We start from the raw sequence: 12,600 nt of genomic DNA, 5'->3' as shown, positions 1-12,600 counted from the left end.
GGGGATCGGTATGGCGCCGGTCAGGCGCGGTCGGCCCGTCCCGCGAGCAGGGAACGCACCCGTGCCAGCTGCTCTCGCTGGTGGAATGCCGCGTCGCCCTCGTGCCCGTTGAAGGCGTAGACCCGCACGTCCTTGGGGCCCGCGTAGTGGTTGTAGGCGGTGAAGCAGGTGGAGGGCGGACAGATCTCGTCCATCATCGCGATCGAGAACAGCGCGGGAGCGGTGGCGCGAGCGGCGAACAGGGCGGCGTCGAAGTACGACAGGGTCGCGAACACCTCATCGGTGCGGTCACGGTGGAGCCGCAGATACTCGGCGATCTCCGTGTACGGGGGCACCCCCGCCGTCTCCGCGCCCCGCCGGATGTTGCAGAGGAAGGGCACGTCGGGCAGCACGCCCGCGAGCCCGGGCACGAGCCCCGCCACGGCCAGCGCGATGCCGCCGCCCTGGCTGACCCCGGTGACGACGATCCGGTCCGCGTCGATCTCGGGATGCTCGCGGATCGCCTCGACGCAGCGCACCGCGTCGGTGAACACCCGCCGGTAGTAGTACGTTTCGGGGCTCTCGATGCCACGGGTGAGGAAGCCCGGCACGGCGCCCGCCGCACCGGCGTCGGTGTCGGGGGTGGCGCCGCCCGCGGCCGACCAGCCCTGGCCGCGGGTGTCCATGACCAGGTGGGCGTATCCGGCGGATGCCCAGAACAGATGCTCGTGGGGCAGCCCGCGGCCCCGGCCGTAGCCGACGAACTCCACGACACAGCCGAGCAGTTCGTCGGCTCCGACCGGCAGTTGCAGCCAGCCGCGGACCGGCGCTCCACCGAAGCCGGGCACGGTCGCCTCATACGTACGGAGCTGCGTGAGCCCGGTGTCGACTGCGGTGAACACGGGCTTGTCCGGCGGACTTCCGCCCGCCGCGGGGGCCTCACCCAGGGTGCGGGCCCAGAAGGCGTCGAAGTCGGGGGGCTGAGGCAGTTCGGGCCGGTAGGCGCGGCAGTCCGCGAGCGAGAGGTCCGTCAGCGGCATGGAGGTGCCCTCCTGGGATGGGACCGGGACGGTGAACACCGGACGACCAGACAGAAGACGTCTGATGTCCTGGCGGCAGACGGGACCCTAGGCAGCGCCCGCGACGGCCGTCAAGGGCCCCGCTCCGCCGGTGCGGCGCCCCGGCGGAGTCATCAGGAGGAGGGAAGGCCAGGTCAGGCCTGTGCGGCGTCGCGGGCGCGGGCCTCGGAGATCCGGCGCCGCACCGGCGCGTAGTGCTCGCTCAGCGACTGCATGAAGGCGGCGGCGTCACCGGCCCGCGCGGCGTCCACGATGTTCTGGTGCGCGGTGATGGTCTCGGCCTCGTCGGCGTGCGTGAATCCGTCCAGGTGCGGCGCGACGATCGCGTACACGTCCCAGAAGGCCATCGAGAGCTGCTCGACGAGCTCATTGCCGAGCGGCTGAACGAGCAGGGCGTGAAAGGCCCGGTCCGCCTCCACGAAGCCGCGCCCCTCCCCCGCGCCCTGCTCGCGCATGTCGGCCACGAGGCTCTGCAGCGTGTCGAGTTGACCGGAGTCGAGCGCCGTGACGATGCGGTCGGCCATCCCGCGCTCGACGAGCTCACGCACGTCCACGAGATCGGCGAGCACCTGGAAGTCGTCGCCCGGCGAGAGCAGACCGCGGAAGGTCAGGCTCTCCACCAGGGCCGACAGGCTCAGCCTGCCGACGTAGGTGCCGTGGCCGTGGCGGACCTCGACGATGTCCAGGGCGTTGAGGATCTTGACGGCCTCGCGGACGCTGGAGCGGCTCGCGCCCAGCGCCTCGCACAGGGCCGGCTCGGTGGGCAGCGGGTCCCCGGGGCGCAGCCGCTCCTCCAGGATGTAGCGCTTGATGCCCTCGACGACTTCCTGCCGCAGCAGTTGCCGTCCGGGTTTCGCACCGGACGCTGGCATCGCGCCGGGCATGGGTGAACTCCCCACCTCTTGACCCCTTTCGATTGTCAAGCTACGTTCCCACGCTATCAAGGCATCAGACATCTGACGTCTTATGCCTGAGGTTGCACGGTCCTCGTGATCCTGCGTTTCCCTCGGCTGTTTCCCCGCCCCGAGTTCCCCCTTTACCGAGCTTTGTCGACGTCCCTGGAGGACCCGTGCCCGAGCTGAGATCAGCCGGTGTCGAACGCCGCACCTTCCTGCGCTACACCACCGCCATCGGTACCGCGGCGGCCATCACGACGAGTCTTTCCGCCTGCGGCGGGCCCTCGTCGAACACCGACGGCGGGGCGGACGAGACAAGCGGCAGCGGCCTGATCGAGGCCGGCCTCTCCTATCCGCTGTCGACCGGCTTCGACCCGATGATCACCTCGGGTGCGACGCCGTACGCGGCCAACATGCACATCTTCGAGGGCCTGGTGGACCTCGATCCGGCCACGCTCCAGGCGCGGCCCGCGCTCGCCACCGAGATGCCGAAGAAGATCAACGCCACCACCTATCGGGCCACCCTGCGCAAGGGGGCGACCTTCCACGACGGTTCGGCGGTCACCGCCGAGGACGTGGTGTTCAGCTTCGAACGCATCCTGGATCCGGCGAACGCCTCGCTGATGGCGCAGTTCGTGCCCTTCATCGACACGGTGAAGGCGGTGGACGCCCGTACGGTCGAGTTCAAGCTCAAGCACCCCTTCGCGCTCTTCCCCTCCCGCATCGCGGTGGCCCGCGTCGTCCCGAAGAAGATCGTCGAGCCGGACCCCAAGGCGTTCGACGCCAAGCCGGTCGGCTCCGGTCCCTACAAGTTCGTCGAGGCGGTCCGCGAGGACAAGATCGTCTTCGAGGCGTACGAGAAGTACAACGGCGAGCACCCGGCCAAGGCCAAGAAGATGGTCTGGCGCCTGATGTCGGACCCCTCGGCCCGCGTCAGCGCCATGGAGTCCGGCCGCGTCCAGGCGATCGAGGACGTCCCCTATATCGACGTCAAGCGCCTGGCGGGCTCGGCGAAGACGCAGTCCGTGCAGTCCTTCGGCCTGCTCTTCCTGATGTTCAACACCGCCGACGAACGCTTCGCCGACAAGCGCGTGCGCCAGGCCCTGCACTACGCCCTGGACACCAAGAAGATCATCTCGACCGCGATGGTCGGCAACGCCGAACCGGCCACCGGATACGTCCCCGCCACGCACCCGGACTACCACCGCGCCGCCACCGTCTACACCCACGACACCGCCGAGGCGAAGAAGCTGCTCGCCGCGGCCGGGGTCAAGAACCTCTCCTTCACCGTCCTGACCACCGACACGGGCTGGGTCAAGGACATCGCCCCGCTGCTCAAGGAGAGCTGGGAGGCCGCCGGCGTCAAGGTCACCCTCAGCATCGCCCAGTCCCCGGCGCAGTACGCGAAGATCGACAAGGGTGACTTCGACGTCCTGGTGGCCCCCGGCGACCCGTCCGTCTTCGGCAACGACGCCGACCTCCTGCTGCGCTGGTTCTACTACGGGTTCTGGCCCGAGAAGCGCTACGGCTGGGCCAAGTCCGCCGCGTACAAGAAGGTCAGGCAGACCCTGGACAAGGCCGCGAGCACCGCGGGCGAACAGCGGCGCAAGGAGCTGTGGGGCGAGGTCACCGACCTGGTGGCCGACGAGGCCGCGCTCTACCCGATCCTGCACCGCAAGCTGCCCACGGCCTGGACCGACAAGGCGCTGCCGGGCTTCGCGCCGCTGCCCACCACCGGTCTGTCCTTCCTGGACGTCGGCCGCGCCTGACGCCGCCGAGCCCGTGTTCAGCGGGCCGGGGCCCGCGCAAGGAGCCCCGGCCCCGTCCGCCCGACCGCAAGGAACCCGACGATGGTTGCTTTTCTCCGGCTCGCGCTGCGTCGCGTCGCGATGATGCCGGTGATGATCCTCGGCATCGCGCTGCTGGTCTTCGTGGTGCTGCAGTTCTCGCCGGCCGACCCGGCCTTCAACGCGCTCGGGGAGAGCGCGAGTCCCGAGGCCCGCGCGGCCTTCGCCGAAGCCAATGGCCTCAATGACCCGCTGCCCGTGCGGTACTTCGACTTCCTCGGCCAATTGCTCCGCTTCGACCTCGGAGTGACGGTCCCGCCGAGCCAGCCCGTCGCCGACCGGATCAGCACCGCCTTCCCGCTCACCCTCCAGCTGACCTTCCTGGGTCTGCTCCTCGCCGTCGTCCTCGCCGTCGTCTCCGGTGTCCTGGGTGCGATGTACCGGGACCGCTGGCCCGACCAGCTCTTCCGGGTGTTCTCCATGGCGGGCGTGGCCATCCCCTCGTTCTGGCTCGGGGTGCTGCTCATCCAGCAGTTCGCGCTGAACGTGCGGATCTTCCCGACCGGCGGATACACCAACCCCGCCGACTCGTTCGGCGGGTGGCTCACCAGCATGGCGCTGCCCGCGTTCTCGCTCGCCGTGCCGGTCGCGGCCTCGCTGGCCCGCCTCGTGCGGACCTCGATGGTCGCCGAACTCGACCGGGACTACGTCCGCACCGCGCGCGGCAACGGCCTGCCGGTGTTCCTCGTGATCCGCTCGGTGCTTCGCAACGCCCTCGTCACGCCGCTCACCGTGCTCGGCGTCAAGGTCGGCTACCTGCTCAGCGGCGCCGTCGTCATCGAAGCGATCTTCGACCTGCCCGGCATGGGCAAGCTCATCCTCGAAGGTGTCACCGGCGGCGATGTCGCCCTGGTCCAGGGCACCGTACTGACCATCGCCATCGCATTCCTGGTGGTCAACGTCATCGTCGACCTGCTCTATCTGCTGGTCAACCCGCGCATCAGGACGGTGTGACATGTTCGCCACCGGCACCCTCGCCAAGAAGCTCTCCCGGCCCGGCATCGCGTTCCGCGCCCTCCCGCTCACCTCCCGCATCGCGCTCGGCGTACTGATCGCCGTCATCCTCGCGGCCGTTCTCGCCCCGCTGATCGCCCGGGACCCGCTGGCCACCGGCACACCGGTCCAAGGCCCGAGCGGCGCCCACTGGTTCGGCACCGACCGGGCCGGACGCGACGTCTTCGCCCGGGTCGTGCACGGCTCGCGCTACTCCCTGCTCATCGGGCTCGGCGCGACCGCCGTCGCCCTGGTCGCCGGCGCGCTGCTCGGAGCGCTCGCCGCCACCTCGCGCAAGCTGGGCGACGAGTCCGTGATGCGCACCCTCGACGTCGTGATGTCCTTCCCGCCGATCGCGCTGGCCGCCGTGCTCGTCGCGGTCTTCGGCACCAGCGTCCCGGTCATCATCTTCACCATCGCCTTCGTCTACACCCCGTCCCTGGCCCGCGTGGTGCGCGCCAACGTCCTCTCCCAGTACGGCGAGGACTACGTGGCTGCCGAGAAGGTCATCGGCGCCCGGCGCGCCTACATCGTGCTGCGCCATGTCGCCGTCAACTGCATGGCCCCGGTCATGGTGTTCGCCACCGTCATGGTCGCCGAGGCGATCATCTTCGAGGCCAGCCTCTCCTTCATCGGCGCCGGAGTGCAGGACCCCGACCCCAGCTGGGGCAGCGTCCTGGCCTACGGGCGCCAGATCCTCCTCGCGGGCGGCTGGTGGGCCACCTTCTTCCCCGGCCTCGCCCTGCTGATCACCGTCCTCGCGCTGAACATCCTCTCCGAGGGCCTGACCGACGCCTCCGCAGCACCGAAGAACGCACGGACCGCGGGCGATACGGCGCCGGCCGACGCCCCCGAGCCCGTCGAGGCCCACTCCCCCGTGGACATCGACGCCGCCCTGGCCAAGCTCGCCCGCCGCATCCACGCCACCGAGCCCGCCATCACGCCGGTACGCGACGACGACGCCGAACTCCTCGTCGTACGTGACCTCGCGATCCGCTTCCCCGACCGCTACGGGAACATCCCCGTCGTCGACGCCCTGGACTTCACCGTCCACGAGGGCGAGACCCTGGGCCTGGTCGGCGAGTCCGGCTGCGGCAAGTCCATCACCAGCCTCGCCGTCATGGGCCTGCTCGCCCGCAACGCCGAGGTCAGCGGCGAGATCCGCTACCGCGGCCGGGACCTGCTCACACTCCCGCCCAAGGAACGCCGTGCCCTGATGGGCCCGGAGATCGCGATGGTCTACCAGGACGCGCTGTCCTCCCTCAATCCGTCCGTCCTCGTCGGCACCCAGCTGAAGCAACTCACCTCGCGCGGCGGCACGAAGAGCCCGGCCGAGCTCCTGGAACTCGTCGGGCTCTCCCCCGAACGCACCCTGCGCAGCTACCCCCACGAGCTCTCCGGCGGCCAGCGCCAGCGCGTCCTCATCGCCATGGCGCTCTCCCGCGACCCGCGCCTGCTGATCGCGGACGAGCCGACCACCGCCCTCGACGTCACCGTGCAGGCCCAGGTCGTCGAACTCCTCGTCCGGCTGCGCGACGAACTCGGCTTCGCGATGGTCCTCGTCTCGCACGACCTGGCCCTCGTCGGCGACCTCTCGCACCGCGTCGCCGTGATGTACGCGGGCCGCCTCGCCGAGATCGGCGGCACCCGTTCCGTGCTCACCGACCCCACCCACCACTACAGCCGCGGTCTGCTCGGCTCGGTGGTCTCCCTGGAGGCCGGCGCCGACCGGCTGCACCAGATCCGCGGCGTCGTCCCCGCGCCGCAGGGCTTCGGTGCGGGCTGCCGGTTCGCCTCGCGCTGCGCCGCGGCCGACGAACTGTGCCGCACCACCGCGCCCGCACTCACCGCCCGCACCGCCGCGCAGGACCACGGCTTCGCCTGCCACCACCCGGCGCGGACCGCACAGTTGGAAGGGAGCGCCCTGTGATCAGGCTCGACGGCGTCCACGTACGCCACAAGGCACGCAGCGGAGGCGTCTTCCGGCGCGACGCCGTGCACGCGCTCACCGACGCGACACTGGAGATCGGACGCGGCGAGATCGTCGGCCTGGTCGGCGAGTCGGGCTGCGGCAAATCCACCCTCGCCCGCGTCCTGACCGGGCTCCAAAAACCCACCGAGGGCCGGGTCAGCTTCCACGGCACCGACCTGTGGGAGATGTCGGCGACGCAGCGGCGTGACGACTTCGGCTCGGCGGTCGGTGTCGTCTTCCAGGATCCGTCCACCGCGCTCAACCCGCGACTGACCGTCCGCCAGATCCTGCGCGACCCGCTCGACGTGCACCGGCGCGGCACCCGTACGCAGCGGGAGGCCCGCGTCAGGGAACTCATCGACCTGGTCGGCCTGCCGGGCCACACCCTGGCCGCCCTGCCGGGACAGCTCTCCGGCGGCCAGCGCCAGCGCGTGGCCATCGCCCGCGCGCTCGCCCTCGAACCGGAGCTGATCGTCGCCGACGAACCGACCTCCGCGCTCGACGTCTCCGTACGCGCCCAGGTCCTCAACCTCCTCGTCGACCTGCGCGAACGCCTCGGCCTCGCCATGGTGTTCATCTCGCACGACATCCAGACCGTGCGCTATCTCGCCGACCGTATCGCCGTGCTGTATCTGGGCCGCGTCGTCGAGGAGGGCCGGGCCGCCGATGTGGCGGGCTCCCCCGCCCACCCGTACACCGAGGCACTGCTCTCGGCGACCCCGGGGCTCCTTGAGGCGACCGAGCGCATCGTGCTGACGGGACCGGTCCCCTCGGCCACCAACCCGCCCTCCGGCTGTCCCTTCCGCACCCGGTGCTGGAAGGCCGACGACGCCTGCGCCACCGCCTTCCCCGCCCGGAGCACGGGCGCGCAGGACCACCGCTGGCACTGCGTCCACCCGCAGACACCCCTCGCCCCCGCCGGTGACCCGGCCCCCGTACCGTCCGCAAGGAGCACCGCGTGACCGCCCGCACCCCCCGCTACTGCGGTGTGATCCCGCCCGTCGTCACCCCGCTCGGCGCCGACGGAGAGATCGACCGGCCCTCCCTCGAGCGGGTCGTCGACCACCTCCTCGACGCGGGCATCAGCGGGCTTTTCGCCCTGGGCAGCTCGGGCGAGACCGCGTATCTGACGCCCGCGCAGCAGGACGAGGTCATCAAGGTGATCACGGCCGCGTCGGCGGGCCAGGTGCCCGTCCTCGTCGGAGCGATCGAGACCACCACCAACCGGGCGATCGAGCGGGCCCGCGCCGCGGCCGGTCTCGGCGCCGCAGCGATCGTGGCCACCGCTCCCTTCTACACGCGCACCCACGCCTCGGAGATCGACCGGCACTTCCGGGACATCGCCGCCGCGGTCGACCTGCCGCTCCTGGCGTACGACGTACCGGTCTGCGTGCACAGCAAGCTGGACCCGGAGCTGCTGCTGCCGCTGGCCGCGGACGGCGTGCTCGCCGGGGTGAAGGACTCGAGCGGCGACGACGGCTCGTTCCGCCGTCTTGCCCTGGGGGCAACAGAGCTGGCGGAGTTCTCCGTGCTCACCGGCCATGAGCTGGTCGTCGACGCGATGATGCTGGCCGGCGCCGACGGCTCGGTGCCCGGCCTCGCCAACGTCGACCCGCACGGCTATGTGCGCCTGCACGAGGCGGCCGTACGCGGTGACTGGGCCGCGGCGAAGTCCGAGCAGGACCGCCTGGTGGCGCTCTTCGACATCGTGCGCGCCGTCCGGCCCGGCACGGCGTCCGCGACGGCCGCCGGACTCGGCGCGTTCAAGACGGCCCTGATGTTGCGCGGCATCATCACCACGCAGGTCATGAGCCCTCCGATGCGGTCCCTCGACACGGCCGAGACAGCGGCTGTCGCGCACAGCCTGGACCGTGCGGGGCTGTCCCGGACCCGGTGATCTCGCGGGGCGCCGTCCGGGCCGGTCCGTCGGGGAGTCCGGCCGGGGCGGCCCGCCCGATCAGGTCCGATCCGGCCAGGCTGGTGATCCAGCCCACCACCGTCAGCAGAGAGGCCGGCACCGGCGCCGCCGAGTGCGACGAGCAGCCAGAAGCCCGGGACCACCGGGAGCGCGGCGCTGAAGAGGAGGGCGGGGAATTACGCCACGGAGCGGAGAAATTCCCCCACCCCGCCACCCCCTTCGCCCCCCGCAGCGGCTCGGGTCCCGGTGCCGGAGCCCGCTCGCGCGGCCCGGCACCGGAACCTCGCCCCCCCGTTCCTGCCACGACCATCCTGGTTCGCGGGCCGGTCCCGGCGCACTGCCGCACTCCGGCAGTCTTGACGCGTTGTTGATGCCGGGCGCCCCGCGCCGGCGGAGCGGGATCGCCGCCCGGGAGGGCGCGGCCCGCCCGCCGCGGGCTCCCGGCGGTCTCGAATCCCCGACCGGTCGGCGAAGACCGGACCGGTTTCCACTATGCTTCCTGCCACCACCGTCGGCGCCGAGATGCGATCCGGTGTTGCGTGCACCATCTGCGCTCTCGTCGCACCGTGCCCCGTCAGCGGAGAGAAGTCCGGCGGGGTCGCCTCGCGTTCTCGGGGCTGCCGCACGTCGTAAGCACGGTCTTCGCTCCCCGCGACCCGCGTGTCCTTGTCGGCCGACCGGGTCTCGGTGTGTGGATCGTGCCCCGGTGGCAAGATGTACGAGAGAGACGACGTCGATCGGAGTGTCATCGATATGGGTCTGAGTCCCGAACCCGATCGCAGGTCCCGGGATGCGGCCCAGGCGGGATCCGAGTTCGTCGAGCTGCTCGAGGTCATGTGGGAGCAGGGACGTGAGGCCGTTCCGACCGGACCCGTGTCCCCGTCCCAGTTGCGCGTCCTGTACGCACTGGACCGCGAGGAGGGCATCAACCTGCGGATGCTCGCCGAGGCCCTGAAGTCGGCGCCGCCATCGGTGAGCCGCCTGTGCGACCGGCTGCAGGCCACGGGCCTGATCGAGCGCACGCCCAGTCCGGTCAGCAGACGAGAGCTGGAGCTGCGCCTGACCAGCCTCGGCCGGGCCTACCTCACCGACCTGCGCAAGCGCCGCGAGGGCATTCTGATGGCCACCATCGACGCCATGCCGCCCAAGGCGCGGCGCGCGCTGCTCGAAGGGCTCAGAGCCTTTCGTGACGTCGCCTCCGCGTCCGGGCAGGACGGCGACAGCGCCAGAACCTGGCGCTCGGTGGGCTAGCGGGACCGCCGCCGAGCGCCGGTCCCACCCTCCCCCGCCAGGCCCGTCACCGACGCGTCATACCCGCCCGAACCAGTCGAGGCAGACCACCAGGGCGTCGTCCTCCAGCGGCACCTCGCCCCGGTACTCCCCGAGATCGCGCAGTACCGCCTGCGGCACCTGCGAGGCCGGAAGGAGGCGGTGCGCGGAGAGGGACCGGGCGAGGGCCCGCTCGCCGTACCGCTCCCCCGCCCCCGAGACGGCGTCGAAGACCCCGTCGCTGCCGATCAGGAGGCGGTCGCCCGGTTCGATCCGAAGGCGCTCGGCGACGTAGGCCGTCTCCTCGAACATCCCGAGGGGAAGCTGCGCGTCGAAGTCGACGGACTCGACCGACCGGCCCCGGAGCCTCCACATACGGGGGGACCCGGCATCGACGGCCTCCACCTCGCCGGTGGCGAGATCGAAGCGCAGCAGCAGGACGGAGGCGTGCAGCTCACCGCGGTACTGCGCGTAGACGGCCTGGTCGGCCAGGCTCGCCTGGCCGGGCAGGTCGAGTCCGGCGCGGCGGGCGTTGCGCAGCGCGTTCACCAGGAGGTTGCTGAGGAGCGCCGCTTCCATCCCCTGCCCCATGCCGTTGGTGACGGTGAGCGTGAGGTGGTGGGCCGAGACCGACCAGTCGAAGTTGTCGCCGTAGATCGCGTACGCGGGTTCCAGCTGGGCGCCGAGGGAGAACTCGGGACGCGACACCGAGCGCCCCGGCAGCAGCTGCCACTGCATCTCGGCGGCGAGTGTCAGGCGGTTGGCCCGGCGCGCGAGGAGGTACAGGTCGGTGTCGCGTTCGGCGACCAGGATCTCGTGGCCAAGGGCCTCGCAGATGCCCTGCATGTCCGCGAGGTGCGCGCGGGAGCAGTGCTCCTCGGGGAGGGTGACGGTGAGAACGCCCATCCGGTCTCCCCGGACCGTCACGGGCAGGTGCACGGTCGCCGTGCCCTGTACGGCCTTCGGCTCGACGTAGGGCTCCTGGGAACCGAAGGCCCGGCCCTGCGGGCTGTCGTGCAGCGACACCGGTTCGGTGGTGAACGGCACGTCCTCTACCCTCTGAAGGGTGGTCAAGCCGTAGTCGGCGAGCCGCAGTTCCACCCGCTCGACCTCGTACTGTTCCCGCAACGCCCCCGTCACGACATCGAGCAGCAAATGGGGAGCCGCGTTGCGCAGCGCCCGCCCGACGGCAGCGAATCTGTCCACGTGATCCTGCTTCTCGTTAAGCCACACCGAAGTTGGAGCCCGGCCGACGGCCCCCGGTCGGCCGTTTTCCGGCGTAGGGGGCCTGCACCCAGTCCAACACGAGGCGCTCGAGTAGTCACACCGGCGGCTGGAGCTGTCAGGCAAGGGCGAATGCCTGGCTCAAGCCGGGCAACCTCCCACATCGTACGATGCAGTGAGACAACTATTTCCCCGCAGCAAGAAAATTTGGGTCAACGCACATGCCTGCCATATGCCGGGGCAGGGGCGGTACGAGGAAGCGATGAACCACCAGGGGAGGTAGAGACATGACACTGATCTCTGAACAGGCAGTCGGCACCGCCGAGGAAGCACTGCCTTGGATCGAGGACACGGACAAGGTGGCACCCAAGGATGCCCGGGCCCTGTCGAAGATGTTCTTCGACAGGCTCCAGACCTTGGAAGAGGGCACGCACGAATATCAGTACGCACGTAACACCCTTATCGAGATGAACCTGACCCTCGTGCAGTTCGCGGCCCGCCGCTTCCGCAACCGGGGCAACGGCGACATGGAAGAGATCGTTCAGGTCGGCACGATCGGCCTGATCAAGGCCATCGACCGGTTCGACCTCAGCCGTGAGGTCGAATTCGCCACCTTTGCCATCCCGTACATCGTCGGCGAGATCAAGCGGTTCTTCCGGGACACCACCTGGGCCGTGCACGTTCCGCGACGGCTCCAGGAGCTGCGCGTGGAGCTCGCCAGGGCGAAGGAGGAGCTGTCCGGCCGTCTGGACCACGAGCCGACCGTCAAGGAGCTCGCCGATCATCTGTCCATCACCGAGGACGAGGTCATAGACGGTCTCGTCGCCTCGAACGGTTACACCGCCGGTTCCCTGGAGTCGCCCACCGACGGCGGCGAGAGCGCGGCCGCGCCGACGCGCACCCTTGCCGATGTGATGGGCGGTCCGGACCCGGCGATGGAGGCGGTGGAGAACCTGCATGCCCTGGCGCCGCTCCTCGACGAGCTCGACGAGCGGGAGCGCCGCATTCTCGAGCTGCGCTTCGGCCAGGAGATGACACAGTCGCAGATCGGCGCCGAGCTGGGCGTCTCACAGATGCATATCTCGCGCCTTCTCACCGGCACCCTGACCAAGCTGCGCCACGGCATGCTGGCCTGACCCCGGCTCCCCCGGCGGTCTGCCGGAACAACCTCCCCGGCGCGGCGAGCGCGGGCCCACGGCCCCGGCGCTCGCCGCGCCGACGCATGCCGGCGCCACCCACCGCACGAGGCCCAGCTCCTCGCCGAGGACCAGTACGCCCACGAGCCCCGCGCTCGCGGGTTCCAGGCTGGTCAGGACGGACACCGTCCGTACGGGCAGCCTCCGCAGGGCCGCCAGCTCCAGGGAGTAGGGAACGACCGCCGACAGCACGGCGAGGGCGGTGCCGAGCATCGGCACCGGGGGGC

At 70.8% G+C, this 12,600-nt stretch carries 11 protein-coding genes; 7 read left to right on the top strand and 4 right to left on the bottom strand.

All coding sequences use genetic code 11. The annotated features are described in order from the left end of the window. Positions 1–20 precede the first annotated feature (20 nt). Positions 21–1,019: an acetylxylan esterase gene (locus ABZ906_RS31615; protein ID WP_361388588.1), complete on the bottom strand. Its 999-nt coding sequence runs from the start codon at positions 1,017–1,019 to the stop codon at positions 21–23. Between the two features lie 173 nt (positions 1,020–1,192). Continuing rightward, positions 1,193–1,930, bottom strand: a complete 738-nt coding sequence (locus ABZ906_RS31610) for an FCD domain-containing protein (RefSeq protein ID WP_361184429.1) — start codon at positions 1,928–1,930, stop codon at positions 1,193–1,195. Positions 1,931–2,127: 197 nt separating this feature from the next. On the opposite strand from ABZ906_RS31610, the gene ABZ906_RS31605 reads away from it, so the two are divergent. The 6 genes from ABZ906_RS31605 (at position 2,128) to ABZ906_RS31580 (ending at position 9,935) form a co-directional block, all read left to right on the top strand. After that, positions 2,128–3,723: an ABC transporter substrate-binding protein gene (locus tag ABZ906_RS31605; RefSeq protein ID WP_361388585.1), complete on the top strand. Its 1,596-nt coding sequence runs from the start codon at positions 2,128–2,130 to the stop codon at positions 3,721–3,723. Between the two features lie 81 nt (positions 3,724–3,804). Continuing rightward, positions 3,805–4,755: an ABC transporter permease gene (locus ABZ906_RS31600; RefSeq protein ID WP_361184434.1), complete on the top strand. Its 951-nt coding sequence runs from the start codon at positions 3,805–3,807 to the stop codon at positions 4,753–4,755. A 1-nt stretch (position 4,756) separates the two neighbouring features. After that, positions 4,757–6,724, top strand: a complete 1,968-nt coding sequence (locus ABZ906_RS31595; protein WP_361388582.1) for a dipeptide/oligopeptide/nickel ABC transporter permease/ATP-binding protein — start codon at positions 4,757–4,759, stop codon at positions 6,722–6,724. After that, entirely contained in the window at positions 6,721–7,728 is a 1,008-nt protein-coding gene (locus tag ABZ906_RS31590; protein ID WP_361388579.1) for an ABC transporter ATP-binding protein, read from the top strand. The genes ABZ906_RS31595 and ABZ906_RS31590 overlap by 4 nt, the downstream gene beginning before the upstream one ends. After that, entirely contained in the window at positions 7,725–8,663 is a 939-nt protein-coding gene (locus ABZ906_RS31585) for a dihydrodipicolinate synthase family protein (RefSeq protein ID WP_361388576.1), read from the top strand. Before ABZ906_RS31590 ends, ABZ906_RS31585 begins: the two co-directional genes overlap by 4 nt. Before the next feature lie 774 nt (positions 8,664–9,437). After that, positions 9,438–9,935 carry a MarR family transcriptional regulator gene (locus tag ABZ906_RS31580; protein ID WP_361184444.1) on the top strand — a complete coding sequence of 166 codons (498 nt, stop codon included), beginning with the start codon at positions 9,438–9,440 and terminating at the stop codon, positions 9,933–9,935. Between the two features lie 57 nt (positions 9,936–9,992). Here ABZ906_RS31580 and ABZ906_RS31575 read toward each other — a convergent pair whose 3' ends face one another. Continuing rightward, the gene (locus ABZ906_RS31575; RefSeq protein ID WP_361388573.1) at positions 9,993–11,159 is read right to left on the bottom strand and encodes a PP2C family protein-serine/threonine phosphatase; all 1,167 of its coding nucleotides are present in this window, start codon (positions 11,157–11,159) and stop codon (positions 9,993–9,995) included. Positions 11,160–11,464: 305 nt separating this feature from the next. On the opposite strand from ABZ906_RS31575, the gene ABZ906_RS31570 reads away from it, so the two are divergent. Beyond that, the gene (locus ABZ906_RS31570) at positions 11,465–12,313 is read left to right on the top strand and encodes an RNA polymerase sigma factor SigF (protein WP_361388570.1); all 849 of its coding nucleotides are present in this window, start codon (positions 11,465–11,467) and stop codon (positions 12,311–12,313) included. Here the strand turns inward: ABZ906_RS31570 and ABZ906_RS31565 are convergent. Next, positions 12,245–12,586: an EamA family transporter gene (locus tag ABZ906_RS31565; protein ID WP_361388567.1), complete on the bottom strand. Its 342-nt coding sequence runs from the start codon at positions 12,584–12,586 to the stop codon at positions 12,245–12,247. The two genes, ABZ906_RS31570 and ABZ906_RS31565, sit on opposite strands and share 69 nt — an antisense overlap. Between the last annotated feature and the right edge of the window lie 14 nt (positions 12,587–12,600).

It is taken from the genome of Streptomyces sp. NPDC046925 (genome assembly GCF_040644915.1).
Lineage (GTDB): Bacteria > Actinomycetota > Actinomycetes > Streptomycetales > Streptomycetaceae > Streptomyces.
This window is presented reverse-complemented; position numbering and strand designations above follow the sequence as displayed.